The organism is Streptomyces odontomachicola, assembly GCF_039605595.1.
GTDB lineage: Bacteria > Actinomycetota > Actinomycetes > Streptomycetales > Streptomycetaceae > Streptomyces.
Genome location: NZ_JBCFOK010000009.1, coordinates 211,702 through 234,543, shown reverse-complemented (window position 1 = coordinate 234,543; position 22,842 = coordinate 211,702). Strand labels below are relative to the sequence as shown.

At 72.5% G+C, this 22,842-nt stretch carries 22 protein-coding genes; 12 read left to right on the top strand and 10 right to left on the bottom strand.

Annotation, left to right across the window (positions count from 1 at the left end):
* The first annotated feature begins 78 nt into the window (after positions 1-78).
* Positions 79-1,086, top strand: coding sequence for a PP2C family protein-serine/threonine phosphatase (locus ABEE00_RS18815; protein ID WP_345746771.1), 1,008 nt, complete (start codon positions 79-81; stop codon positions 1,084-1,086).
* Between the two features lie 13 nt (positions 1,087-1,099).
* Here ABEE00_RS18815 and ABEE00_RS18810 read toward each other — a convergent pair whose 3' ends face one another.
* Positions 1,100-1,582: an ATP-binding protein gene (locus ABEE00_RS18810; protein WP_345746687.1), complete on the bottom strand. Its 483-nt coding sequence runs from the start codon at positions 1,580-1,582 to the stop codon at positions 1,100-1,102.
* 229 nt (positions 1,583-1,811) lie between these two features.
* Here ABEE00_RS18810 and ABEE00_RS18805 point away from each other — a divergent pair, with 229 nt between their 5' ends.
* The 7 genes from ABEE00_RS18805 to ABEE00_RS18775 all read left to right on the top strand — a co-directional run bounded on the left by ABEE00_RS18805 (position 1,812) and on the right by ABEE00_RS18775 (position 8,809).
* Positions 1,812-2,690 carry a hypothetical protein gene (locus tag ABEE00_RS18805; protein WP_345746686.1) on the top strand — a complete coding sequence of 293 codons (879 nt, stop codon included), beginning with the start codon at positions 1,812-1,814 and terminating at the stop codon, positions 2,688-2,690.
* Positions 2,691-2,938: 248 nt separating this feature from the next.
* Complete coding sequence (locus ABEE00_RS18800; RefSeq protein WP_345746685.1) at positions 2,939-3,667, top strand: YcnI family copper-binding membrane protein; 729 nt, start codon at positions 2,939-2,941, stop codon at positions 3,665-3,667.
* Between the two features lie 142 nt (positions 3,668-3,809).
* Entirely contained in the window at positions 3,810-4,502 is a 693-nt protein-coding gene (locus ABEE00_RS18795; protein ID WP_345746684.1) for an SCO family protein, read from the top strand.
* Positions 4,499-4,978, top strand: coding sequence for a copper chaperone PCu(A)C (locus tag ABEE00_RS18790; protein WP_345746683.1), 480 nt, complete (start codon positions 4,499-4,501; stop codon positions 4,976-4,978). The genes ABEE00_RS18795 and ABEE00_RS18790 overlap by 4 nt, the downstream gene beginning before the upstream one ends.
* A gap of 7 nt (positions 4,979-4,985) precedes the next feature.
* Positions 4,986-7,145 (top strand): copper resistance protein CopC, encoded by a 2,160-nt coding sequence (locus tag ABEE00_RS18785; protein ID WP_451918616.1) that lies wholly within the window; start codon positions 4,986-4,988, stop codon positions 7,143-7,145.
* A gap of 64 nt (positions 7,146-7,209) precedes the next feature.
* A complete protein-coding gene (gene efeB, locus ABEE00_RS18780; RefSeq protein WP_345746682.1) occupies positions 7,210-8,463 on the top strand; it encodes an iron uptake transporter deferrochelatase/peroxidase subunit in 1,254 nt (417 codons plus the stop codon).
* 70 nt (positions 8,464-8,533) lie between these two features.
* Positions 8,534-8,809 (top strand): YciI family protein, encoded by a 276-nt coding sequence (locus ABEE00_RS18775; RefSeq protein WP_345746681.1) that lies wholly within the window; start codon positions 8,534-8,536, stop codon positions 8,807-8,809.
* Positions 8,810-8,865: 56 nt separating this feature from the next.
* Here ABEE00_RS18775 and ABEE00_RS18770 read toward each other — a convergent pair whose 3' ends face one another.
* Positions 8,866-9,498, bottom strand: a complete 633-nt coding sequence (locus ABEE00_RS18770; protein ID WP_345746680.1) for a TIGR03086 family metal-binding protein — start codon at positions 9,496-9,498, stop codon at positions 8,866-8,868.
* A 107-nt stretch (positions 9,499-9,605) separates the two neighbouring features.
* Between ABEE00_RS18770 and ABEE00_RS18765 the strand changes: the two genes are divergently transcribed.
* Complete coding sequence (locus ABEE00_RS18765) at positions 9,606-10,628, top strand: helix-turn-helix transcriptional regulator (RefSeq protein WP_345746679.1); 1,023 nt, start codon at positions 9,606-9,608, stop codon at positions 10,626-10,628.
* Positions 10,629-10,656: 28 nt separating this feature from the next.
* Here the strand turns inward: ABEE00_RS18765 and ABEE00_RS18760 are convergent, their stop codons facing one another.
* From ABEE00_RS18760 to ABEE00_RS18725, 8 genes are all read right to left on the bottom strand, one after another.
* The gene (locus ABEE00_RS18760) at positions 10,657-11,172 is read right to left on the bottom strand and encodes a MarR family winged helix-turn-helix transcriptional regulator (protein ID WP_345746678.1); all 516 of its coding nucleotides are present in this window, start codon (positions 11,170-11,172) and stop codon (positions 10,657-10,659) included.
* 25 nt (positions 11,173-11,197) lie between these two features.
* Positions 11,198-12,043 carry an HAD family hydrolase gene (locus ABEE00_RS18755; protein WP_345746677.1) on the bottom strand — a complete coding sequence of 282 codons (846 nt, stop codon included), beginning with the start codon at positions 12,041-12,043 and terminating at the stop codon, positions 11,198-11,200.
* Positions 12,040-13,317, bottom strand: a complete 1,278-nt coding sequence (gene serS / locus ABEE00_RS18750) for a serine--tRNA ligase (RefSeq protein WP_345746676.1) — start codon at positions 13,315-13,317, stop codon at positions 12,040-12,042. The genes ABEE00_RS18755 and serS overlap by 4 nt, the downstream gene beginning before the upstream one ends.
* 677 nt (positions 13,318-13,994) lie before the next feature.
* Complete coding sequence (gene pheA / locus ABEE00_RS18745) at positions 13,995-14,924, bottom strand: prephenate dehydratase (protein ID WP_345746675.1); 930 nt, start codon at positions 14,922-14,924, stop codon at positions 13,995-13,997.
* A gap of 141 nt (positions 14,925-15,065) precedes the next feature.
* A complete protein-coding gene (locus ABEE00_RS18740) occupies positions 15,066-15,788 on the bottom strand; it encodes an ABC transporter permease subunit (protein WP_345746674.1) in 723 nt (240 codons plus the stop codon).
* A 13-nt stretch (positions 15,789-15,801) separates the two neighbouring features.
* Positions 15,802-16,719, bottom strand: coding sequence for an ABC transporter ATP-binding protein (locus ABEE00_RS18735; RefSeq protein ID WP_345746673.1), 918 nt, complete (start codon positions 16,717-16,719; stop codon positions 15,802-15,804).
* A gap of 5 nt (positions 16,720-16,724) precedes the next feature.
* Entirely contained in the window at positions 16,725-17,639 is a 915-nt protein-coding gene (locus tag ABEE00_RS18730; protein ID WP_345746672.1) for an ABC transporter permease, read from the bottom strand.
* Complete coding sequence (locus ABEE00_RS18725; RefSeq protein ID WP_345746671.1) at positions 17,629-18,690, bottom strand: ABC transporter ATP-binding protein; 1,062 nt, start codon at positions 18,688-18,690, stop codon at positions 17,629-17,631. Before ABEE00_RS18725 ends, ABEE00_RS18730 begins: the two co-directional genes overlap by 11 nt.
* 218 nt (positions 18,691-18,908) lie before the next feature.
* Between ABEE00_RS18725 and ABEE00_RS18720 the strand changes: the two genes are divergently transcribed.
* The 3 genes from ABEE00_RS18720 to ABEE00_RS18710 all read left to right on the top strand — a co-directional run bounded on the left by ABEE00_RS18720 (position 18,909) and on the right by ABEE00_RS18710 (position 22,841).
* Positions 18,909-19,763 carry a M24 family metallopeptidase gene (locus ABEE00_RS18720; RefSeq protein WP_345746670.1) on the top strand — a complete coding sequence of 285 codons (855 nt, stop codon included), beginning with the start codon at positions 18,909-18,911 and terminating at the stop codon, positions 19,761-19,763.
* Positions 19,760-21,577 carry an SDR family oxidoreductase gene (locus ABEE00_RS18715; protein WP_345746669.1) on the top strand — a complete coding sequence of 606 codons (1,818 nt, stop codon included), beginning with the start codon at positions 19,760-19,762 and terminating at the stop codon, positions 21,575-21,577. Before ABEE00_RS18720 ends, ABEE00_RS18715 begins: the two co-directional genes overlap by 4 nt.
* Before the next feature lie 196 nt (positions 21,578-21,773).
* Positions 21,774-22,841, top strand: a complete 1,068-nt coding sequence (locus ABEE00_RS18710) for a MerR family transcriptional regulator (RefSeq protein WP_345746668.1) — start codon at positions 21,774-21,776, stop codon at positions 22,839-22,841.
* The last annotated feature ends 1 nt before the right edge of the window (position 22,842 follow it).

Genomic DNA, 22,842 nt, shown 5'->3' with positions numbered 1-22,842 from the left:
CGAGGAAGAGGGAAAGAGCACACGTTGGTCACCCGGTTGTTCCGGCCAGGACTGCTGTCCGCCTTCCCCTTCCTCGCGATGGGCGCCATCGTCCTGGCCGACATGCTCGCCGGCGCGGGCATGGGGCTCACCCCCATGCTCGCGCTCGGTCCCGCCTTCGCCGGGCTCGTCGCCGATCTGCGCCGCACCGCGCTGATCGGCGCCCTCGCGCTGCTGCTCTCCTATGTGCTGATCCTCTACAACGGGCAGTACGGGGAGCGGCGCGGCTGGGCCACCCTGATCTCCGTCGCCGGGGTCGCCGTGGCCGGGCTCGCGGCGACCGTGATGCGGCAGCGGCGCGAGGAGGAGCTGGCCAGCGTCCGCTCCATCGCCGAGGCGGCGCAGCGCGTGCTGCTGCGCCCGGTGCCGCGCAGCGCCGGACATCTGCGCGCGGCCGTCTCGTACACCTCGGCGGTCGCGGACGCGCGGATCGGCGGCGATCTGTACGAGGTCGTGGTCTCGCCGGCGGGTGTGCGGGTGCTGGTCGGCGACGTGCAGGGCAAGGGTCTCGAAGCGGTGGAGACCGCGGCGGTGGTGCTCGGCACCTTCCGCGAGGCCGCGTACGACGAACCGGATCTGGTGGCGGTCGGCGACCGGCTCGAGCGGGCGCTGGACCGGCATCTGCTGGGCGAGAAGTTCGTGACCGCGGTGCTGGCCGAAGTGCGCGAGCGCGATCGCGCCGTACTGCTCAACTACGGGCATCCGGCGCCGATGGTGATCAGGCCGGACGGTTCGGTGGACTACGCGGAGCCGCCGGAGCGCGCCCTGCCGCTGGGTCTGCTGGCGCTGCACGGCGGCCCTGCGCCGACTCCGCACCGGGTGCCGTTCGTGCCCGGTGACCAGCTTCTCTTCTATACCGACGGGGTCAGCGAGGCCCGCGACCGCGCGGGCGAGTTCTATCCGCTGGAGGACCGCGGCCACCTGCTCAAGGACCCGGACCCGGAGACCGCGCTCGACGCGGTGCGCCAGGACCTGAAGCAGTACGTGGGCGGGGAGCGGCTGCACGACGATGCCGCGATGTTGCTGCTGCGGTATCGGGACGGGTGAGCCTCTGAGGGGGTCAGCCCGCCTTGAGCAGGGAACGGTCGCCGTTCTCCTGCCACTTCAGGGTCTTGTCGAAGCTGACCACCGCGCCGCCCCTGCCCGGGCGGTCGTGGGTGCGCACGTGGTCGGTGAGTGACTCGATCATGTAGAGGCCGCGGCCGCACTCCGCCTCGCGCGAGCGGTCGGCCGGCAGCAGGGCGCGGGCCCTGCGCGCCAGGCGCGAGGGTCTCCCGCGGAAGCCGGGCCCCGAGTCGGCGACCTCGATGCGGCAGCGGTCGCCGTGCAGGTAGGCGGTGACGCGGAAGGCGTCCTGGGAGCCGTCGGAGACGCGGGCGCCGTGCTCCACGGCGTTCGCGCACGCCTCGGTGAGCGCGACGGAGAGCTCGTAGGCGATCTCGTCGTCGACCCCCGCCGACTCCAGAGCCCCCAGCAGCAGTCGCCGGGCCAGCGGCACGCTCGCAGCCTCGCGCCGTAGCTGAAGTGACCACCACACGCTCATGCTCCGACCTCCAGGGGTCTCGGCGTCGGCTCGCCGCACGGCGCCGGGCAGGGTCCGGCGCGCGCTACCGATACGTATTGCCTGCGGCGCCGCGCGCTACGCGCGTCACTTCGGGGATGACGCTCGTTCGGCCCACGGCGGAGAACCGGGCGCTCACCACTCAAAGCGGACATGTGTCCCGCCCCCTGCCGGAAGTGCGCGCCGCGGCCGGTGAGATGATGGCGCGGCCATGACTGCAGGGGCGGACCTCAGACTGCTGCGGGCCGCGGTGTTCACCGCGGCCTGCGTCGCGCTGTCCGCCGCCGGGCACGCGGTCGCGGGCGGCTGCGGCATCGCGCCGTGGGCGCTGGGCGCCGGATTCGCGATGGTGTTCGCGGTGGCCGCGCCGCTGGCCGGGCGCGAACGTTCGCTGCCGGGCATCGCGGCGCTCCTGACCGTCGGCCAGCTCGGCCTGCACCTGCTGTTCTCCGCCGGAGGCGCCGGGCAGGCACGCCCCGTACGGGGTACAGGGCAGAGCCCCGTCATGGAACTCGCGGCGCGGATGCTCTGCAGCAAGCACGCCTCGGGTCCGCTCACCGAGGCGCGCGCGCACCAGGTGGTCTCCGACGCGGGGATCTCCCCCGACCAGGCCGCGGCGCTGACCGGCCGGGCCGCACACGGCGGCCACGGGGCCGGAGCCGGAGCCGGCGCCGCCCAGGCCGCGCACGACGCCGCCGGCGGCCCGGTCGTGGAGTGCCTGCGCCAAGCCGCGCGCACGGCGCTCTCGCTGATGGACGGGCCGATGCTGCTCGGGCACCTGCTCGCCGCGCTGGCCCTCGGGGTGCTGCTGCGCTGCGGAGAGGCCGCGCTGTGGCGGCTCGTGCGGCTGTCCGCGCTGGCCGAGCTGCCCGTTCTGCCCGTGCACCGGCTGCTGCCGGGGCGCGCGCTGCGCGCCGCGCTCGGCTATGAACGGGCGCTGCGCGCCGGTCTGTTGCCGCGCGCCCCTGCCAGGGTCACCAGGGCGCTCTCGTACGAGGACTCCGCGCATCCGCCCTCGGTGCTGCTCGACCACTCCGTGCGCAGACGGGGACCGCCGCGGTCCGCCGGCGAGCTCGTGCTCGCGGTCTGACGCACACTCCGGTCCCCTCTCCCGTACGGGTCTTCCGTACGGATCTCCCGTGCCGGTCTCCCGCACGGAGCCCGTGCCGGCCTCCCGTACTGGCGGCGACGGCGGAACGGCGTGTGCGTGCGTGTCCGCGAGGTGCTGTCCCGCGTGCAGCGGACGCCTCGCGGTCCCTCGTTCCTTGTCCGTTCCTGTTGTCATCCGTCGCACGGGCCGTGGCCGGTCCGTGCCGTCTGTCGGGAGCAGAACCCCAGATGAAGACCCCTCGCAAGCAGAGTGCGCGGCGCGCCGGAACCGTCGGCGCCGTGGGCGCCGCGGCCGTGCTGCTGGCAGCCGCGCCCGCGTTCGCGCACGTCACCGTCGATCCGGAGGAGGCCGAGCAGGGCGGCTTCAGCACCGTCGACTTCAAGGTCCCCAACGAGAAGGACGACGCCTCCACCAGCAAGGTCGAGGTCAACTTCCCCACGGACCACCCGCTCGCCACGGTGATGCCCGAGCCGGTGCCCGGCTGGAAGATCAAGATCAGCAAGAAGAAGCTGGACAAGCCGATCGAGATGCACGGCGAGAAGATCAAGGAAGCCGTCACGAAGATCACTTGGTCCGGCGGGAAGATCGAGCCCGGCCGGTTCCAGCAGTTCCCCGTGAACATGGGCGAGCTGCCGAAGGGCCAGGACCAGCTCGTCTTCAAGGCGCTCCAGACGTACGACAACGGCGACGTCGTGCGCTGGATCGAGCCGCAGCAGAAGGGCCAGCCGGAACCGGAGAACCCGGCCCCGACGCTCAAGCTGACCCCGGCCGCCGCGGGCGGACACGGGGCCGGCGCGCAGGACGGCAAGAACACGCAGGCCGCAGGAAGCCAGGCGGCGAGCGGCGATTCGGACGGCACCGACAACACCGCGCGGGTGCTCGGGGTCGTCGGGATCGTCGTGGGCGTCGCGGGAGTGGCCTTCGGGGTGCTCGCCGGGCGCCGCCGCTCCTCCTGAGCCAGGACCGTCCGACGACGCGTCCGTTGACGACCCGCGGTGCGGTTCCCGTCCGGGACACGGCACGCGTACGCGAACCGCGTGCGTACGCCGTGTCCCGGCGGGGCCGCGCCGCCCGCACCGTTGGGAAGACCGGAACCCCATGCACACCGTGAAGAACAACCGCCGCCGCTCCGTACGCCTCACCGCCGCGGCCCTCACCGCGGCGTCCGCGCTCGTGCTGTCCGCCTGCTCCTCGGGGGACAGCGACAGCGACGCGGCGGTCGTGGACGCGCCCAAGGCGTCCGACGCGCCGCAGCAGAAGAGCGGCGTGAAGCTCGACAACCCCTTCGTGAAGCCGGACCTGACGCTGACCGACACGAAGGGCGAGAAGTACGACCTGGTCAAGGAGACCAAGGGCAAGCCGACGCTGCTGTACTTCGGCTACTCGAACTGCCCCGACGCCTGCCCGCTGATCATGAGCAACATCGATCTGGCGAAGCGGAAGCTGCCGAAGAGCGAGCAGAAGAAGCTCCAGGTCGTCTTCGTGACCACCGACCCGAAGCGGGACACCCCCGAGCACCTGGGCAAGTGGCTCAAGGCGCAGGGCACCGGAGTCACCGGCCTGACCGGCGACTTCGACACGATCCAGGCCGCCGCGAAGAGCGTGGGCATCGGCATCGAGCCCTCGTACAAGAAGAAGAACGGGGACGTCGTCTCCTCGCACGGCAAGCAGCTCCTGGCCTTCTCGCCCAAGGACGACAAGGCGCACTACCTCTACACCGACGACAAGAACGCCACCGCCGAGGTCCTCTCCAAGGACCTGCCGAAGCTCATCAAGGGAGAGACCCCGTGACCCGCCGCCACCCCCTGATCAGCGCCAGGCGCCGCACCGCCACGGCCACCGCGGCGATCGCCGGGGCGCTCGCCCTCGGGCTGGCCGGATGCGGTTCCGGCGGCCCCGAGCTCAAGGTCAGCGACGGCTACGTGCCGCAGCCCGCGATGGACAGCATGGCCGGGGGCTTCCTGACCGTGAAGAACACCGGGGACGAGGCGGACAAGCTGACCTCCGTGAGCAGCCCGCTCGCCAAGCAGGTGCAGATGCACCGCACCAAGGGCGGCCGGATGGAGCCGGTGAAGTCCCTCACCGTGCCCGCGAACGGCGAGCTCAAGCTCGACCGCGGCGGAAACCACCTGATGCTGCACGACCTGAAGCGCAAGCCCGTCAAGGGCGACAAGGTGTCGCTGACCCTGCACTTCGAGAAGTCCGACCCGGTGAAGGTGACGGTCCCGGTCGAGGCCGCCAACTTCGCGCCCGGGCAGGGGAAATGAGGTACCGGTGACGGCGACCGCGTACCCCATGGGCTCGCCCCGCGCGGGCCGCAGCGGGCCCGCGCGGCTGCTCGCCTCGGCGCTGGCCACCGCGCTCGGCGGGCTGCTGTGCGTGCTCGGCGGCGCCGCGCCCGCCTCCGCGCACGCCGCGCTGACCGGCAGCGATCCGGCCAAGGGCGCGGTGGTGGACAGCGCGCCGCGGGAGGTCACGCTGCGCTTCTCCGAGGGCATCGCGATGTCCGAGGGGTCGGTACGTGTGCTCGGGCCGCGCGGCGAACGCGCCGACCACGGTCCCGTCCGCGAGAAGGGCGAGACCGCGCGCTCCGTCGCACTCAAGCCGGGACTGGGCAAGGGCACCTACACGGTCGCCTGGCAGGGCGTGTCAGCCGACAGCCACCCGGTCTCGGGGGCCTTCACGTTCTCCATCGGGGCGCCCTCCAAGACCACGGCGCAGGTGCCGCAGCAGGACGAGAACGCGGGCGGCGGCGTGGTCGGCGCGCTCTACGGCATCGGCAGATACGCGGCATACGCGGGCTTCGTCCTGCTCGTCGGCGGCGCGGCCTTCGTGCTGGCCTGCTGGCCCGGCGGGGCGCGGCAGCGTTCCGTGCAGCGCCTCGTGGCCGCTGGATGGCTGACGCTGACGGTCTCGACGCTCGCCATGTTGTTGTTGCGCGGCCCCTACACGGGCTCGGGCCAACTGGCCGACGTCTTCGACCTGTCCGCGCTCAAGGCGGCCGTGGGCACCAAGCCGGGCACCGCCCTGGTCTCCCGCCTCCTGCTGCTCGGCGCGGCGGCCCTCTTCGTCTCCGTGCTCTTCGGTACGTACGCGAAGGTGGCCGGCGAGCGGGAGGGGGGCGGCGAGCGTGAGCGGGATGGCGCGCGTGAGCGGGGCGGCGGCCAGCAGGGCTCCGAGGACGGCGAGTCGGCCCCGGAGCGCGAGGACGGCGGCGGCGCCGGTGATCCCACGCGGCGGCGTGACCTGCTGTACGGGCTGTCGCTCGGCGGCGGTGTGGTGGCCGCCGGGCTCGCGGCGACCTGGGCCATGGCCGAGCACGCCTCGACGGGCATCCAGACCGCGCTGGCCATGCCGGTGGACGTGCTCCATCTGCTCGCCGTCGCCGGCTGGCTGGGCGGTCTGGCCGCGCTGCTGACGTCCCTCTACAAGGGGCCCGAGGGCGGGGTGCCACGCTCGGCGGTGCGGCGGTTCTCACGGATGGCGTTCGGGAGCGTGCTGGTGCTCGCCGGGACCGGGATCTACCAGTCCTGGCGGCAGGTCGGCTCCTGGGGCGCCCTCGCGGACACCGCGTACGGCCAACTGCTCATCGTGAAGGTGGCGCTGGTCGCGCTGCTGGTCGGCGTCGCCTGGATATCCCGCCGCTGGACGTCCCGGCTGGCGGAACCCGAGCGGGGCGCCGCGAGCGGTACGTCCGCCGAGGCCGCCGAACCCGCACCCCGTACGGAGCGGGAACCCGCGATAGCGGTCGCGGGCGCCGCCTCGTACGAGGGCTCCGGCGCGGGGGAGGACCCCGAACGCGCCGCCCAACTCGCCCGCCAGCGCGCCGCGGTGGAGACCGCGCGGCGCAAGCGGGACAGGGACGCCGACCCGGAACGCAGCGGGCTCCGCCGTTCCGTACTCGCCGAAGCCGGCATCGCCGTCGTCCTCCTCGCCGTCACCACGGTGCTCACCGGCACCGAACCGGCCCGCACCGAGGCGGCCACCCGCGCCGGCGGGGGCTCGGAGGCGCCCGCGCAGAGCGGTCCCGTACAGCTCAAGATCCCCTTCGACACCGGAGGTTCGGGCGGCAAGGGAACCGCGAAGCTGCGGCTCTCGCCCGGGCGCTCGGGCAGCGACAACACGCTGCGGGTCACCGCGACCGACCCCTCGGGCAAGCCCGTGGACGCCCCCGAGGTCAAGGTCGCCTTCACCCTGCCCGCGCAGAAGATCGGCCCGCTGAACGTGAGCCCGAAGCCGGTCAAGCCAGGCAAGGGCGAGGACGCGAGCGGCAAGGACGGCAAGGGAAGCGAGGGCAAGTCCGCTTCCCCGGGCGGCCGTTGGGAGGCGAACGGGGTGCAGCTCCCCATGCCCGGCACCTGGCGCGTCGCCTTCACCATCCGTACCTCCGACATCGACCAGGTGACCGTGAACAAGACGGTGCGGCTCCCCTGACCCCCAGCCCCAGTCACAGCCCCAGTCACAGCCCCAGCCACAGTCACAGCCACAGAGGCAGAACATGACGCAGCACGACCACGAACCGCACACCGTCAGCCGCCGCAGGCTGCTCGGCACCGTCGGCGCGGCGGGCGCCGGGGGCCTCGCGCTGGGCGCGGTGGGCGGCGCCGCGGGCTACGCCGCGGCGGACGACCCGCCCACCGCGCTGACCACGCTGGGCTCGGACCGGGTGCCCTTCCACGGCACCCACCAGGCGGGGATCACCACGCACCAGCAGGCGCACGGGCACCTGATCGCCTTCGACCTCGCGCCCGGCGCGGGGCGCAAGGAGGCCGCCGCGCTGCTGCGGCGCTGGTCGGACACCGCGCGGCAACTGATGGAGGGCAGGGCGCCGCAGTCGCCCGAACACGACACCGGCATCGCGCTGGACGCCGGGCCCTGCTCGCTCACCGTCACCTTCGGCTTCGGCCGCAGCCTCTTCGGCAAGACCGGGCTGAAGGATCAACTGCCCACACAGCTCGACCCGTTGCCGGAGTTCTCCTCGGACCACCTGGACAAGGAGCGCTCCGGCGGCGACCTGTGGATCCAGATCGGCGCCGACGACGGCCTCGTCGCCTTCCACGCGCTGCGCGCGCTGCAGCGCGAGGCGGGTGACGCGGCACGGCTGCGCTGGCAGATGAACGGCTTCAACCGCTCACCGGGCGCCACCTCCCACCCCATGACGGTGCGCAACCTGATGGGCCAGGTCGACGGCAGCAACAACCCCAAGCCCTCCGAGAAGAACTTCGACCAGCGGATCTGGGTCCCCTCCGACGGCAGCCCCGGATGGATGGCGAACGGCTCGTACGCCGTCGTCCGCCGCATCCGCATGCTGCTCGACGACTGGGAGAAGCAGTCGCTGGAGAAGCAGGAGAAGGTCATCGGCCGCCGCAAGTCCGACGGCGCCCCGCTGACCGGCGGCACCGAACAGACCGACCCCGACCTGGAGAAGACCCGTTCCGACGGGGTCACCCCGGTGATCGCCGAGGACGCGCACGTACGGATCACCTCGCCGGACAGCAACGGCGGCGCGGCCATGCTGCGGCGGCCCTTCTCCTTCCACGACGGCTTCCGCGAGGACGGGGCGCCGGACGCGGGCCTGCTGTTCATCGCCTGGCAGGCCGACCCGCTGCGCGGCTTCGTACCGGTGCAGCGGCGGCTCGACCGCGGCGACGCGCTGTCGAAGTTCATCCGGCACGAGGCGAGCGCGCTCTTCGCGGTGCCGGGTGGCCCGAAGAAGGGGGAGTACGTGGGTCAGGCGCTGTTCGAGGGTTGACGTTCCAGGGTTAACCTCCTTTCGACAGAGGTCTGTTGAGCAGCAGAGGGTCGAGGGAAAGGGGAGCGGTGTGCCGTACTTCGTACTCGAATACCGGTATCCGGAGGACGTCGTGGAGCGCCGTGCCCCCTACCGCGAGGAGCACCTGGGGCTGATCCGCGAGGCGCACGCGCGCGGCGAACTCCTCCTCGCGGGCGCCCTCGCCGAGCCGGTCGACCGCGGGCTGCTGATCTGGAACACGGAGGAGCGCGGCACGGTCGAGCGCTTCGCCGAGAACGACCCCTACGTCCTCAACGGCGTGGTGGAGGAGTGGACCGTCCGCCCCTGGACGGTCGTCACTCCCTGAGCGAGCCTCACCTCCCCGGTGCGGTCACGCCGCGGTGCGGTCACGCCGCGGTGCGGTCACGCCGCGGTCCAGTCCGCCGGGCGCCCCAGCCAGGCGGCCAGCCTGCCGTACGCGTCGGCGCCCTCGGGGGCCGTGCGCGCGGCGTCGAAGGGCACGCCCTCGCCGCGGCGCTCGGTGGGAAGCGCGCGCCGGGCCGCGCTCAGCGCCGCCTCGCCGAGCTCCTGGTCGAGCGCGCCGGTGTGGCCTATGGAGCGCGCCAGGTCCCAGGAGTGCGTGACGATCTCCATCAGGTCGCCGGCGAGCGCCGCCCGCCCCGGCATCGTGCCCCAGGGCACCACCACGACGCGGTCCAGCTTCGCGTCGTCCGCCCAGGCGGCCTCGAAGCGCGCATACGCCTCCTCGTATGCCCCGGCCCAGCCGCCCTCCGGCTCCTGCTCATACCCCTCGTGCGCGATCTCCTTGTCCCGGCCGGTCTCGCCGAGCTCGGCCCACGCGTGGGTGCCGCCGATGATGTGCGCCAGCAGCCCCCGCACGTCGTACTCCGCACACGGCGTCGGCCGCCCCAGATCCTCCGCGCGCACCCCGGCGACGACCTCGGCCATCTGCCGGACCGCACGCGCGAGTTGAGGCCGCGGGTCGGCGGCGACGGCGGCAACGGTGGCTTCCCCGATCGTCTTCTCAGCGGTCATGACGGGTCCTCCCGAAGTCGGTCCCGGAGGCCCCGCGCCCCCGGCGAGAAGGAGAATCCCGCAAAAACCTGACGTCTGCCGTCAGGTTTTCCCGCATCATCGAGAAAGTGAAGTCCGACCGCCTGCTCTCGATCCTGCTGCTCCTCCAGACCCGTGACCGGGTCTCGGCCGAGGAGCTGGCCCGCCGCCTGGAAGTCTCGGTCCGCACCATCTACCGGGACATCGAAGCGCTCTCCACCACCGGCGTCCCCGTATACGCCGAGCGCGGGCGGCGCGGCGGCATCGCCCTGCTGCCCGGCTTCCGCACCGATGTCACGGGGCTGACCTCGCGCGAGGCGCGGGCCCTGTTCGTGCTGGCCGCGCAGGGTGCGCACTCCATCCAGTCGGCGCACTCGGCGCTCGGGCTCGGGGAGGAGTTCGGCTCGGCGCTGCGCAAGATCATGGCCGCGCTGCCCGCGGCGCACCGCCCGGCGGCGGAGCTGACCAGCAGGCGCATCCTCGTGGACCCCGACAGGTGGCGGGCCGGACCCCGCGCCGCGGTCGACCTGGACGTGCTGAACACCGCCGTGTTCGCCGACCGCAGGCTGCGCATACGGTATCGGCACGGCGGAGCGACCACGGAGCGGCAGTACACGGTCGACCCCTACGGCCTCGTCGCCAAGGCGGGCGTCTGGTATCTCGTCGCCGACCGGCGCGGCGCTCCCCGGCTCTTCCGCGCCGACAGGATCGCCGCGGCCACCGTCACCGACGCACCCGTGCACAGGCGCGACGGTGTGGAACTCGCGGACGTGTGGGAGCAGTTGCGCCGCCGCGTCGAGGAGCGCCCGGCCGTCGTACGGGTCACCGCGCGGGTCAGGCGCGGGAGGCTCGACATGTTCCTGCGGATAATGTCCTGGGCGCTGGACGGGCCGCCGCCACAGGCCGCCTGCGACGACTCGGCCGAGGCGGCCGGGAAGTGGGTCACCGTGCGGCTGGCGTTCCCCGCGCTGCCCGCCGTGCGCCAGCTCCTCCAGTTCGGCGCCGACGCGGAGGCATTGGAGCCGGCGGAGGCGCGGGAGGAACTGGCGCGCGCCGCCCGGCAGTTGGCCGAGATGTACGGCGAACCCTCGAAGCCCCCGCCACCGGACTAGCCGGGCACCGGACTAGCCCAGCGCCGGCCTAGGTCGGGAGCGGCCCGTCCTCCGACCCCTCAAGCACCGCCCGGCAGATGGCGTGGAGCTGCTCCACCTGCTCCCGGCTGAGGTGGTCGAAGAGCGCCTGTCTGGCCTGCTCCACATGCCCCGGCGCGGTGCCCTCCAGCTCCGTCATCCCCGCGTCGGTGAGCGTGGCCAGGGTGGTGCGCTGGTCGTCCTCGTGCCGCCCGCGCCGCACCCAGCCCTTGGCCTCCAGGCGCGAGACCGCGTGCGAGAGCCGGCTCGGCGAGGAGCGGGTGCGCCGGGCAAGCTCGGTCATGGTGAGGGTGCGGCCCTCGGTCTCCGAGAGCATCGCCAGGATCAGGTAGTACGCGTGCGGCATGCCCGCGTCCCGCTGCAACTGGCGGTCCAGCGCCTCCCGTACACGCTGCGAAGCGCCCAGGAAGGCCCGCCAGGTCGCCTGCTCCTCCTCGTCCAGCCAGCGCGCGGCGCCGCCACTCGCCGCGCCGCCGCCCACCGCGCTGCCGCTCGTCCCGCTCATGCGGCCAGCGTACGAGCCGGGGCCGTCATGCGGAGAGGAGGCGCTCCAGCACCAGGGCGATGCCGTCCTCGTCGTTCGAGGCCGTCACCTCGTCGGCGACCGCGAGGAGTTCCTCGTGCGCGTCGGCCATCGCGACGCCGTACGCCGCCCAGCCGAGCATCGGGATGTCGTTCGGCATGTCGCCGAAGGCGATCGTGTCCGCGCCGCGCACCCCGAGCCGCCTGGCCGCCAGCGCCAGGCCCCTGGCCTTGCTGAGCCCCAGCGGCAGCAGCTCGACCACGCCCTCGCCGGCCATCGTCACGCCCACCGCGTCGCCGACGACGGCCTGCGCGATCTTCGTCAACTGGTCGTCGCCCAGCTCGGGATGCTGGATGTAGAGCTTGTTGAGCGGCTCGGCCCACAGGTCGGAACGGTCGTGCGCCGGGACCACGGGAAGCGGCCCCTCCTGCACCCGGTAACCGCGCTCGACCAGCACCGCGCCGTCCACCCCGTCGCGCGAGGCGGCCAGCATGAGCGGGCCGGTCTCCGCCTCCAGTGCGGCCACCGCGTGGGTCGCGACACGGCGGTCCAGCGTCAGGGAGGTGAGCAGCCGGCCCTCGCCCGCGTCGTACACCTGGGCGCCCTGGCCGCACACCGCGAGCCCCTGGTAACCGAGGTCGGCGAGCACGCTCTTGGTCCAGGGCACGGCGCGCCCCGTCACCACGATGTGCGCGGCGCCGCGCGCCGTGGCGGCGGCCAGCGCGTCCCTCGTACGACCGGAGACGGTGTCGTCGCTACGCAGCAGCGTGCCGTCCAGGTCGGTGGCGACCAGCTTGTACGGGAAGGGCGGGAGCGGCGTGACGGCTTCCGTCGTCGGGGCGGCGGCGGTCACTTGGCGACCGGCTCCAGCACCTCGCGCCCGCCCAGATACGGCCGCAGGATCTCGGGGACCCGGACCGATCCGTCGGCCTGCTGGTGGTTCTCCAGCAGCGCGACGATGGTGCGGGGCACGGCGCAGAGCGTGCCGTTCAGGGTGGCGAGAGGCCGGACCTTCTTGCCCTCGCGCATCCGCACCGACAGGCGCCGGGACTGGAACTCGGTGCAGTCCGAAGTCGAGGTCAGCTCGCGGTACTTGCCCTGGGTGGGGATCCACGCCTCGCAGTCGTACTTCCGCGCGGCCGAGGAGCCGAGGTCGCCGGTGGCCACGTCGATCACCTGGTACGGAAGCTCCAGGCTGGTCAGCCACTGCTTCTCCCACTCCAGCAGGCGCAGGTGCTCGGCCTCGGACTCCTCCGGCGCGACGTAGGAGAACATCTCGACCTTGTCGAACTGGTGGACCCGGAAGATGCCCCGGGTGTCCTTGCCGTACGAACCGGCCTCGCGGCGGAAGCAGGGCGAGAACGCGGCATACCGCAGCGGCAGCCTGTCCGCCTCGATGATCTCGTCCATGTGGTAGGCGGCGAGCGGGACTTCGGAGGTGCCGACGAGGTAGAAGTCGTCCTTCTCCAGGTGGTACACGTCCTGCGCGGCCTGACCGAGGAAGCCTGTGCCCTCCATGGCCTGCGGCTTGACCAGCGCGGGTGTCAGCATGGGCGTGAAGCCCGCCGCGGTGGCCTGCGCGATCGCGGCGTTCACCAGGGCGAGTTCGAGCAGCGCGCCGACGCCGGTGAGGTAGTAGAAGCGCGACCCGGAGACCTTGGCGCCGCGCTCGGTGTCGATGGCGCCGAGGAGCTGGCCGAGCTCCAGGTGGTCCTTGGGCTCGAAGCCCTCGGCGGCGAAGTCGCGGATCTCGCCGACCGTCTCGCGCACGGTGAAGTCCTCTTCACCGCCGACCGGGACCTCGGGGTGCACGAGGTTGCCGAGCTGCCGGAGCAGCTCCTCGGTCTCCGCCTCGGCCTCGTTCTGCGCGGCGTCGGCCTCCTTCACCGCTGCGGACAGCTCGCCCGCGCGCTTGAGGAGTTCGGCCTTCTCGTCGCCCTCGGCCTTGGGGATCTGCTTGCCGAGCTGCTTCTGCTCGGAGCGCAGCTCGTCGAAGCGGACACCGGACGACCTGCGCCGCTCGTCGGCGGAGAGCAGCTTGTCGACGACGTCGACGTCCTCTCCACGGGCGCGCTGGGAGGCGCGCACACGGTCGGGGTCCTCACGAAGCAGGCGAAGGTCAATCACGCGGCAAGGGTACCGGGCGGGCGGCGCACGGCTCGACTCCGTTCCCGGCGGGGGCGGGGACGGCGCGCGGCGGCCCGCCGATGATCTTCTCCGGCTTCTTCCGGGACCGGTGGATGATCTTCTCCGGGGGCTTTCCCGTACGTGCCCGAGGCAGCTCGGAAACGGGGCGACGCGAGAACCCTTATGCCCGATTTGCAACTCAATGCAGCGTATCGTGAGGCGCGTCAAGCGGAATTCCCCGGCCCCACGCAAGGGTGCGTCCGCTGTCCGGAGATGGACCGATCAGGCCGCTGAGCGGCGGGAGTTGGGAAGCTCGGGTCACGGACTTATCCACAACCGGGGAGCCGTTCACAGAGTTTTCCACAGGCTCGCGGAACCCCCTGTGGAAGTCGGAGCCACAGGCTCCGAACGGAATTCTGATCCACGGGGAATTCCCTGCCCAAACCCCCAATACCCACTCATTCGAGCGGGATTGCTTCACGCCAAAGTGTTGATCAAGGGAATTGGGGTGACGAGAGGGGCCCCGGAGCTCTGTGGACGGCGCGGAGGTCATCATGCGGTTTTGTCGACACTGACCGCTCGCTGTCCCCAGCCGTGCACAGTCAGACACCGGAGCCTGTGGATAACTTTGTGGACAACCGGGCCCCTGGGGACGTCGCTTCCCGGCCACGGCGGTCTCAGCCGCGGCCGTCGAGGCAGCGGGTCAGCCAGTCCGCCGCCTCCAGGAAGTCCTCGTCGCTCGTGCCGGAGCGCAGGGTCGGCTGCACCTCGTCGGCGCGCGGGTACGAGCCGAGGAACCGCACGTTGCGGCAGGCCCGCTTGAGCCCCATCAGCACGTCGCCGACGCGGCGGTCGGAGACGTGGCCCTCGCAGTCCACGGAGAAGCAGTACCGGCCGATGCCCTCGCCGGTGGGGCGGGACTCGATGCGCATCATGTTCACGCCGCGCGAGGCGTACTCCTGGAGCACCTCCAGCAGCGCGCCCGGATGGTCGTCGCGCAGCCAGAAGACGACGGAGGTCTTGTCGGCGCCCGTGGGCGCGGCCGGGCGCGCCGGGCGGCCGGCGAGGACGAAGCGCGTGGCCGCGTTCTCCGCGTCGTGGATGTCGGTGACCAGCGGCTCAAGACCGTACGTGGCCGCCGCGAACTCCCCCGCGAAGGCCGCGTCGAAGCGGCCCTCCTGCACGAGCCGCGCGCCGTCCGCGTTGGAGGCGGCCGACTCCCAGGCTGCGTCCGGGAGATGCTCGGCCAGCCACTTGCGCACCTGCGGCTGCGCGACCGGGTGCCCGGTCACCGTCTTCACGTCGGACAGCGCGGTGCCGGGGCGCACCAGGAGCGCGAAGGCGATGGGCAGCAGCACCTCGCGGTAGATCATCAACTGCTGGCCGCGCGCCAGCTCGTCGAGGGTCGCGGTGACGCCGCCCTCCACCGAGTTCTCGATCGGGACCAGCGCGGCGGCGGCCTCCCCGCCCCGCACCGCGTCCAGGGCCGCGGGCACCGAGACCATCGGGACCAGCTCGCGCGTGGCGGACTCGGGGAGGGTGCGGATGGCGGCCTCGGTGAAGGTCCCCTCGGGACCGAGATAGGTGTAGCGGCTCGCAGACGACATGCCGCCACGGTAGTCGCGAGCGCACCGGGGGCGCCCGCCGTCTCATCCAGCGGGCGCCCCTCGTACCCGGTCATCGGCCCCGTGCGCAGCCCCTCCGGGCCCAGGCGCGGTGCACGGGCCCTCCGGCTCAGGCGGGTGCGCTCACTCCTCGCCCGCGAGCGTCATGGAGCGCAGCTTCTGGCCCGCGAACCACGTGCCGCCCACCGTCACGACCAGCAGCAGCACCACCGCGACCGGCAGCCCCACCTCGGAGGTGATCTGCGCGCCGCCGCCCGCGATCTTCTCGGCGAGCGCCAGCGACCACTGCTGTACGGAGAGGGTCCTGGCGCCCGGCACGAGGCTGCCCACCAGGGCCTCCCAGATCAGCGCGTACACCAGGCCGAACACCACGGCGTGCCGCGAGACGGTGCCCAGCAGCAGGAAGAGCGCGCTGTAGGCGACCGAGGCGACGGCAGCGGCGGCGGCGTAGGCGATCGCGATCTGCTGGCTGTTGCCGTTGAGCAGATACCCGGCGATCAGCGTGGGCACGGCGGAGAAGACCACCGTCACGCCTATGGCCACCAGCAGCTTGGTCACGATGATCGTCGGCCGCTTCAGAGGCTTGGCCAGCAGATACACCACCGAGCCGTCGTCGATCTCCGGGCCGATGGCGCCGGTCCCGGCGATCACGCCGATCAGCGGGACCATCGTGGCCAGCGCGAAGCCGCCCAGGAGCTGGGTGGCGACCGAGTCGTCCATGCCGGTCATGGCGCGCACCGCGGCGGCGACCACCACGAGCAGCACCGGCAGCGCGCTCAGCAGCAGGGCGCGCTTCCTGCCCAGCAGTGCCCGGTAGGTGAGCCGCGCGACTGTTTTGTCGTACATTCCCGTGCTCCCTTCAGGCCGCGACGAGGTAGGAGAAGACGCTCTCCAGGGACTCGTCCGAGGGCGAGACCGTGTAGAGCCTGATGCCGTGCTCGCGGGCGGTGCGCGGGAGCAGTTCGGTGAAGCGGGCGAAGTCGATCGCCTCGACGCGCAGGGCGCGGTCGGACCAGTCGAGCCTGATGCCCGCGGTACTGGCATCCGCGATCAGGGCGGCGGCCAGCCTGCGGTCGTCGCTGGAGCGCACGAGGTACTGGTGCGGCCGGTCGGTCATCAGCCGGCGGATCTTGCGGAAGTCGCCGCTGGCCGCGTGCCGCCCCGCGACGATCACCTCGATGTGCGCGGCGAGCTGCTCGACCTCCTCCAGGATGTGCGAGGAGAAGAGCACCGTGCGTCCCTCGGCCCCCATCCGCCGCAGCAGCTCCATGAGGTGCATGCGCTGGCGCGGGTCCATGCCGTTGAAGGGCTCGTCGAGCAGCAGCACGGAGGGGTCGTGCACCAGCGCGGACGCCATCTTCACGCGCTGCCGCATGCCCTTGCTGTACGTGGAGATCTTGCGGCCCTGGGCCTGCTCCATCTCCACGGTGGCCAGGGCCCGTTGGGCCGCGGCCCGCGGGTCCGGCAGCTTGTGCAGCTCGGCGTTGGCCAGCACGAACTCCCACCCCGTGAGGAAGTCGTACATGGCCTCGCGCTCGGGGACCAGGCCGATGTGCCGGTAGCTCTCCTCGTTCCGCCAGATGCGGGTGCCGTCCAGGGTCACCGTGCCGGTGGAGGGCGCGAGGAAGCCCGCCATCATGTTGATCAGCGTGGACTTGCCCGCGCCGTTGGGGCCGAGCAGGCCGGTGACGCCCGGGCCGATGTTCATGGTGATGTCGTTGACCGCCACGACGTTCCCGAACCAGCGGGAGGCGTGGTCGATGTGCAGCGTGGTCATGGTGGTTACAGCCCGGCCTTTCGGTAGCGGCGCAGCAGGAGCGCGTAGGCGCCGGCCACGAGCGCGGCGAACAGCAGGAGGTAGAACGGCGCCTGGCCGCCTGCGAGCTCCACGTTGTTCGGGAAGTTGGAGTCGCCCCCGAGGAAGGTGAACTGGATCCCGTCCATCAGCGTCCCGGGCGAGACCAGCCCGAGCCAGCCGGCCGCGCCCTCGTGGCCCTGCACGACGGCGATCCCCTGCAGGGACTGGGCCAGCATGTACGGGATGGTGAGCACCGCGATCACGGCGGCCACGCCGAAGCCGCGGCGGGGCGTGAGCGCGGCGACGGCCAGCGCGACGCCCGCGTGCAGCAGCGAGAAGAGCAGGCAGAACGCGAGCGCCTGGCCGAACTCCTCCGTCTGCGCGCCGAATTCCATCTTCGCGAGCAGCGAGCCCACGTACAGGATCAGCACCGGCGTCGCGATGAAGATCATCAGCGCGGCCCACAGCGCGGCCAGCTTCGCCTGGACGTAGTCGGCGTGCGTGATGGAGCGCGAGAAGTACAGCGGAACGGTGCGGAACCGCAGGTCGAGCGAGACCAGTTGGGGCGCGGCGGCCGCCAGGAAGATCCCGATCACCGGCTGCAGCGTCAGCACGTAGGAACTGGAGTCGACCGGCAGCTGCTTGGCCTTGGTGAACACGGCGACCGCCACCACGATCGCCGCCGGCACGCAGGCCACGCCGAACAGCAGCATGGGCAGGACCTTGGACTTGGCCGACCTGCCGATCCCGTACGCGCCGCGCAGCGACTGCACGAACAGCGAGCGGCGCGCGTAGCCGCGGCCGAGGCGGGGCCCGTCGTAGCCGCGGTAGCCGATGTTGTGGATCACGTTCTCATCAGGGGCGGTCAGGGCTGCCCCCGTACGGGACTCAGACGGCATCGCCGCTCCCCTCGTTCGTGCCGGGCGCCGTGTGCTGCGCGGCCATCTGCTGCGGGGCCGCGCCCTGCGTGGCGCCCTGGACCGCGCCGTCGTCGTGGAAGACCTCGGCGATGCGGTGCTTGCGCTGTTCCATGCGGACGAGGCCGAGGCCCAGGTCGGCGACGGTGTCCCGTACGGCGTCCAGCGCGCCGCCCAGCGCGTCCTCGTCGGCGGCCTCGATCAGCAGCACGTGGCCTGCTCCGGGAGCGGCCTCGCCGGGGGCGCCGGGCTGCTGCGGCGGGAGTACGGGGACTCCGGCACTGGTCAGGGCCGTGCGCAGCGCCTCGGTGCCGTCCGGGTGCCGCTCGGAGTCGGTGACCTCGACGGCCAGCACGGAGCTGCCGCGGGTGAACTCGGCGGTGGCGGAGGAGCGCAGCAGCTTGCCGCCGTCGATCACGACGACGTGGTCGCAGGTACGTTCCAGCTCGCCGAGCAGGTGCGAGGTGACCAGCACGGAGATGCCGAAGTCGGTGTGCACACGGCGGATCAGGGCGAGCATCTCGTCCCTGCCGACCGGGTCGAGCCCGTTGGTCGGCTCGTCCAGGAGCACCAGCTTCGGGTCGTGGACAAGGGCCTGCGCCAGCTTCACGCGCTGCTTCATGCCGGTGGAGTAGCCGCCCATGGGGCGGTACCGCTCCTCGTAGAGGCCGACGTGGCGCAGCGTGTCGGCGGTCCGCTCGCGCGCGGCGGTCGGCGGCAGCCCGGACATCCGGGCCATGTGGACCACGAACTCCGTCGCGGACACGTCCGGCGGGAGGCAGTCGTGCTCCGGCATGTAGCCGACGCGCTCGCGGATGGCGAGGCCGTCCCTGGCCACGTCCATGCCGAGGACGGAGGCGCTGCCCTCGCTGGCCGGGGACAGCCCCAGCAGGATCTTGATCAGGGTCGATTTCCCGGCCCCGTTGGCACCCACCAGGCCGGTCACGCCCGGTGTGATGTCCACGGAGAGCCGGTCCAGCGCGGTCACCCGTGGGTACCGCTTGGTCAGGCTTTCGGTAGCGATGACAGTCACACCCCCGACGCTAGTGCCGACCCGCCGCGTTCACGTCAGCCCCCGGGGCCGGATCCGCATCCGTCCCAGGGGCTACGAACCCCTAGGGGGTGGGCCCAGCGGCGGAGGACGGGCGCGTTACCCCGGGTATCCACAGGTTTTGCGCACCCCTTGACTCCGCCACGCGGCGTTGTCACATTCATCAGTGTCAAGTTGCGCTCTGGGACGGACGGTTGGCGATGCCCGTAGCAGCGAACGACCGGCGGCTCTCCGCTGAGCTGGCCGGATTCAGGGAAGTGCAGCAGCTCAGTTACGCGTGCGCCGAGGCGGTGGCCGCGCAGCTGCGGCCCGGGGTGACCGAGCGGGACGCGGCGCGGATGCAGCGCGAGTGGCTGCGCGAGCGCGGGGTGCGGGACTGGTTCCACCTGCCCTTCGCGTGGTTCGGGGACCGCACGGCGTTCACGGGGTTCAAGGTGCCGCTCCAGTTCTTCCCGACCAACAGGAGGCTGGAGCCCGGGATGCCCTTCATCCTGGACATGGCCCCCATATACAAGGGGCACACCGCGGACATCGGCTATTCCGGATGCCTCGGCCCCAACCGCGTGCACGACCGGCTGCTCTCCGACCTGGAGGCGCACCGCGAGCTGATCCTGCGCGGGGTGCGCGAGCGCCGCACGCTGCGCACGATCTACGAGGACGTCGAACGGCTCATGGTCCGCCAGGGGTATGCCAACAGGCACCGCGCCTATCCCTTCGGCGTGATCGCGCACAAGGTGGACCGGGTCGCCGAGCGCCGCTGGTCGCCGACCGTCTTCGGGTTCGGCACCAACTCGCTGAAGGGCCTGGCCAAGGACGCGCTGCACGGGCACAGGGACGGCTGGTCCCCGCTCTGGTCGCCGTACAGGTTCTCCGACCACCCGCCGCGGCCCGGGCTGTGGGCGGTCGAGCCGCATCTGGGATTCCGCGGCACCGGCGCGAAGTTCGAGGAGATCCTGGTCGTCACCGACTCCCGGGACCCCGAGGAGAGCGCCTTCTGGCTGGATGACGATCTGCCGCATGTGCGGCGCTGGCGTGAGGAGGCGAAGGCCGCATGAGCACGGAGACCGAGGGCCGGCCGGGCGAGGGCCCCGCGGGGCTCGCCGGACTGGCGGAGGCGCGGGAGAGCCGGGTCCGCACGCGGGAGGGCATCGAGCTGTGCGTGGCCGAGCTCGGCGACGCGCGGCGGCCGACGGTCGTGCTGGTGCACGGCTATCCGGACAGCAAGGAGGTGTGGTCCGAGGTCGCGCGCGGCCTGGCGGACCGCTTCCACGTGGTGCTGTACGACGTGCGCGGGCACGGCAGATCCACCGCGCCCAAGCCGCTGCGCGGCGGCTTCACGCTGGAGAAGCTGACCGCCGACTTCCTCGCGGTCGCGGACGCGGTCTCGCCGGACGAGCCGGTGCACCTGGTCGGCCACGACTGGGGCTCGGTGCAGGGCTGGGAGTTCGCGACGGTGCGCGAGACCGAGGGCCGCATCGCCTCCTTCACCTCCATGTCGGGCCCCTCCCTGGACCACTTCGGCCACTGGATCAAGAAGCGCGTCTCCCGGCCCACCCCGCGCAGGCTCGCCCAGGCCGCGGGCCAGGGCGCCCGCTCCTGGTATGTGTACGCACTGCACACCCCCGTGCTGCCCGAGCTCGCCTGGAAGGGACCGCTCGGCAAGCGCTGGCCGAAGATGCTGGAGCGCGTGGAGAAGCTGCCGCCCTCCTCCGGATATCCGACCGCCTCGCTGCCCCAGGACGCGGCACACGGCGCCTGGCTCTATCGGGACAACGTCCGCTCCCGGCTGACCCGCCCGCGCACCGACTGCTATGCGCACACGCCGGTGCAGCTCATCACGCCGACCGGCGACGTCTTCCTGAGCGAGCGGCTCTATGACGACCTGGAGCTGTGGGCCCCGCAGTTGACCCGCCGCACCCTTCCGGCCAAGCACTGGATACCGCGCACCCGGCCCGACCAACTCGTGGCGTGGATCGGCGAGTTCGTGTCCTCGCACGTGGACGGGATACCGGCGCGCGAGGAGACGGCGCCCTCAGGTCCCTACGCGGACCGGTTCGCCGGGCAGCTCGTGCTGGTCACCGGCGCCGGGAGCGGGATCGGGCGCGCGACCGCGTTCTCCTTCGCCGAGGCGGGCGCCCGGGTCGTCGCCGTCGACCTGGACGCCGAGGCGGCGGCGCGCACCGCCGACATGGCGCGGCTGGTGGGCGCGCCCGAGGCGTGGGCCGAGGCCGTCGACGTGAGCGACGAGCAGGCCATGGAGAAGCTCGCCGACAAGGTGACCACGGAGTACGGCACGGTCGACGTCCTGGTCAACAACGCGGGCATCGGCATATCCGGCTCCTTCCTGGACACCTCGGCCGAGGACTGGCGGCGCACGCTGGACGTCAATCTGTGGGGCGTCATCCACGGGTGCCGGCAGTTCGGGCGGCGGATGGCCGAGCGCGGGCAGGGCGGCCACATCGTCAACACCGCCTCGGCCGCGGCCTTCCAGCCATCGCGGGCGATGTCCGCGTACGCCACGTCCAAGGCCGGGGTGCTGATGCTCAGCGAGTGCCTGCGCGCCGAGCTGGCGAGCAGCGGCATCGGCGTCTCCGCCGTCTGCCCCGGGCTGGTCAACACCAACATCACCAAGACGACCCGCTTCACGGGCGCGGACGAGCAGGAGCAGAGCCGCCACAGGGAGCGCGCCTCCCGGATGTACGGGATGCGCAACTACCCGCCGGAGAAGGTCGCCGACGCCGTGCTGCGCGCCGTGGTGCGCAACAGGGCGGTGGTGCCGGTGACCCCGGAGGCCCGCGGCGCGCACCTGCTCTCGCGCCTCGCCCCGCGCGCGCTGCGGGCGCTGGCCCGGGTGAAGCCGCCGGTGTGAGGACATCGGCGGGGTGCCGGCGCCGGGTCCTGCGGGGTCCGGCGCCGCCCGACCCCGTGCCGGGAGCCGCGATGTGGTGCGGCTTCCGGCGCTCGTACCATCCTTCGCGGGTGGGTTCGCCGCACAGGGCGGTGGAGTCGCCGCAGGGGCGCGGCCGGTCGCGGGCCCCGCAGCGCACGGAGTGGAGGAAGCCGCGATGTCCCTGTCCCCGTACGGATCCGAGTACCGGATCGAGGACCTGGCGCACCACAGCGGTGCCACGGTGCGCACGATCCGCGCCTACCAGGACCGCGGCCTGCTGCCCAGGCCGGAGCGGCGCGGCCGGGCCAACGTGTACGACGACGGTCACCTGGCGCGGCTGCGCCAGATCGCCGGGCTCCTGGACCGCGGTTACACCCTGGCCTCCATCAAGGAGCTGCTCCAGGCATGGGACGAGGGCCGCGGGCTGGGCGGCGTGCTCGGGCTCGTGGCCGAGGTGGACGGTCCCTGGACGGACGAGGAGGCCGGGCGGCTGACCCGCGAGGAGCTGTCGGGGCTGTTCGGCGGCGCGCAGGACGAGGAGGCCGTCGCCGAGGCGGTCGCCCTCGGGGTGCTGGTGCCGCGCGCGGGGAAGCCGGACGAGTTCCTGGTGCCGAGCCCGCAGGAGCTGGAGGTCGCCGTCGAGCTGCACCGCGCGGGGGTGCCGCTGCTGGCCGTCACGGAGCACCTGCGCGAGCTGCGGTCCCAGGTGGAGCACATCGCGGCCCGCTTCGTGGACTTCACCAACGAGCACGTCTTCGTGCGCTATCTCGGCCAGCGCCCCTCGGACGAGGACGCCGACGAGGCCGCCGACCTGGTGCGCAGACTGCGCCCGCTGGCCCAGCAGACGGTCGACGCCGAACTCGCCCGCGCCATGCGGACCCTGGCCACCCGCAACCTCCGCGACCACCTGCGTACGGTCGCCTCCGTTACCGATTCCGCAGGTCAGGGCGTACGGGACGACGTACTCGACGAGGCGGGGGAGGACCCCGCGCACACCCGCGTCCGCCTCCCCGCCGACACCGTCGCGGCCGTACGCGAGCTGGTGGGCGGGCACGGCGCCGAGGCAGATGCCGAAGCCAGCGCCGAAGCCCAAGACGAGGAGAGGATCGCGGAGTTCATCGCCGCCGCCGTCGAGCGCGAGGTGCGGGCCCGCACCATGGACCGCCTGGCGTCGGGGCCCAACAGCGGACCCAACAGCGGGCCCGCCATCGGGCCCAACAGCAGCCCCGCACACGGGAGTTGAG

Coding starts and splice junctions, on each gene's coding strand:
- ABEE00_RS18760 (WP_345746678.1), bottom strand. CDS start 11,172: ATGAGCGGGACGAGCGGCAGCGCGGTGGGCGGCGGCGCGGCGAGTGGC.
- ABEE00_RS18770 (WP_345746680.1), bottom strand. CDS start 9,498: ATGACCGCTGAGAAGACGATCGGGGAAGCCACCGTTGCCGCCGTCGCC.
- ABEE00_RS18800 (WP_345746685.1), top strand. CDS start 2,939: ATGAAGACCCCTCGCAAGCAGAGTGCGCGGCGCGCCGGAACCGTCGGC.
- ABEE00_RS18720 (WP_345746670.1), top strand. CDS start 18,909: ATGCCCGTAGCAGCGAACGACCGGCGGCTCTCCGCTGAGCTGGCCGGA.
- efeB (WP_345746682.1), top strand. CDS start 7,210: ATGACGCAGCACGACCACGAACCGCACACCGTCAGCCGCCGCAGGCTG.
- ABEE00_RS18710 (WP_345746668.1), top strand. CDS start 21,774: ATGTCCCTGTCCCCGTACGGATCCGAGTACCGGATCGAGGACCTGGCG.
- ABEE00_RS18715 (WP_345746669.1), top strand. CDS start 19,760: ATGAGCACGGAGACCGAGGGCCGGCCGGGCGAGGGCCCCGCGGGGCTC.
- ABEE00_RS18730 (WP_345746672.1), bottom strand. CDS start 17,639: ATGCCGTCTGAGTCCCGTACGGGGGCAGCCCTGACCGCCCCTGATGAG.
- ABEE00_RS18810 (WP_345746687.1), bottom strand. CDS start 1,582: ATGAGCGTGTGGTGGTCACTTCAGCTACGGCGCGAGGCTGCGAGCGTG.
- ABEE00_RS18740 (WP_345746674.1), bottom strand. CDS start 15,788: ATGTACGACAAAACAGTCGCGCGGCTCACCTACCGGGCACTGCTGGGC.
- ABEE00_RS18815 (WP_345746771.1), top strand. CDS start 79: ATGGGCGCCATCGTCCTGGCCGACATGCTCGCCGGCGCGGGCATGGGG.
- ABEE00_RS18795 (WP_345746684.1), top strand. CDS start 3,810: ATGCACACCGTGAAGAACAACCGCCGCCGCTCCGTACGCCTCACCGCC.
- ABEE00_RS18805 (WP_345746686.1), top strand. CDS start 1,812: ATGACTGCAGGGGCGGACCTCAGACTGCTGCGGGCCGCGGTGTTCACC.
- ABEE00_RS18735 (WP_345746673.1), bottom strand. CDS start 16,719: ATGACCACGCTGCACATCGACCACGCCTCCCGCTGGTTCGGGAACGTC.
- pheA (WP_345746675.1), bottom strand. CDS start 14,924: ATGTCGTCTGCGAGCCGCTACACCTATCTCGGTCCCGAGGGGACCTTC.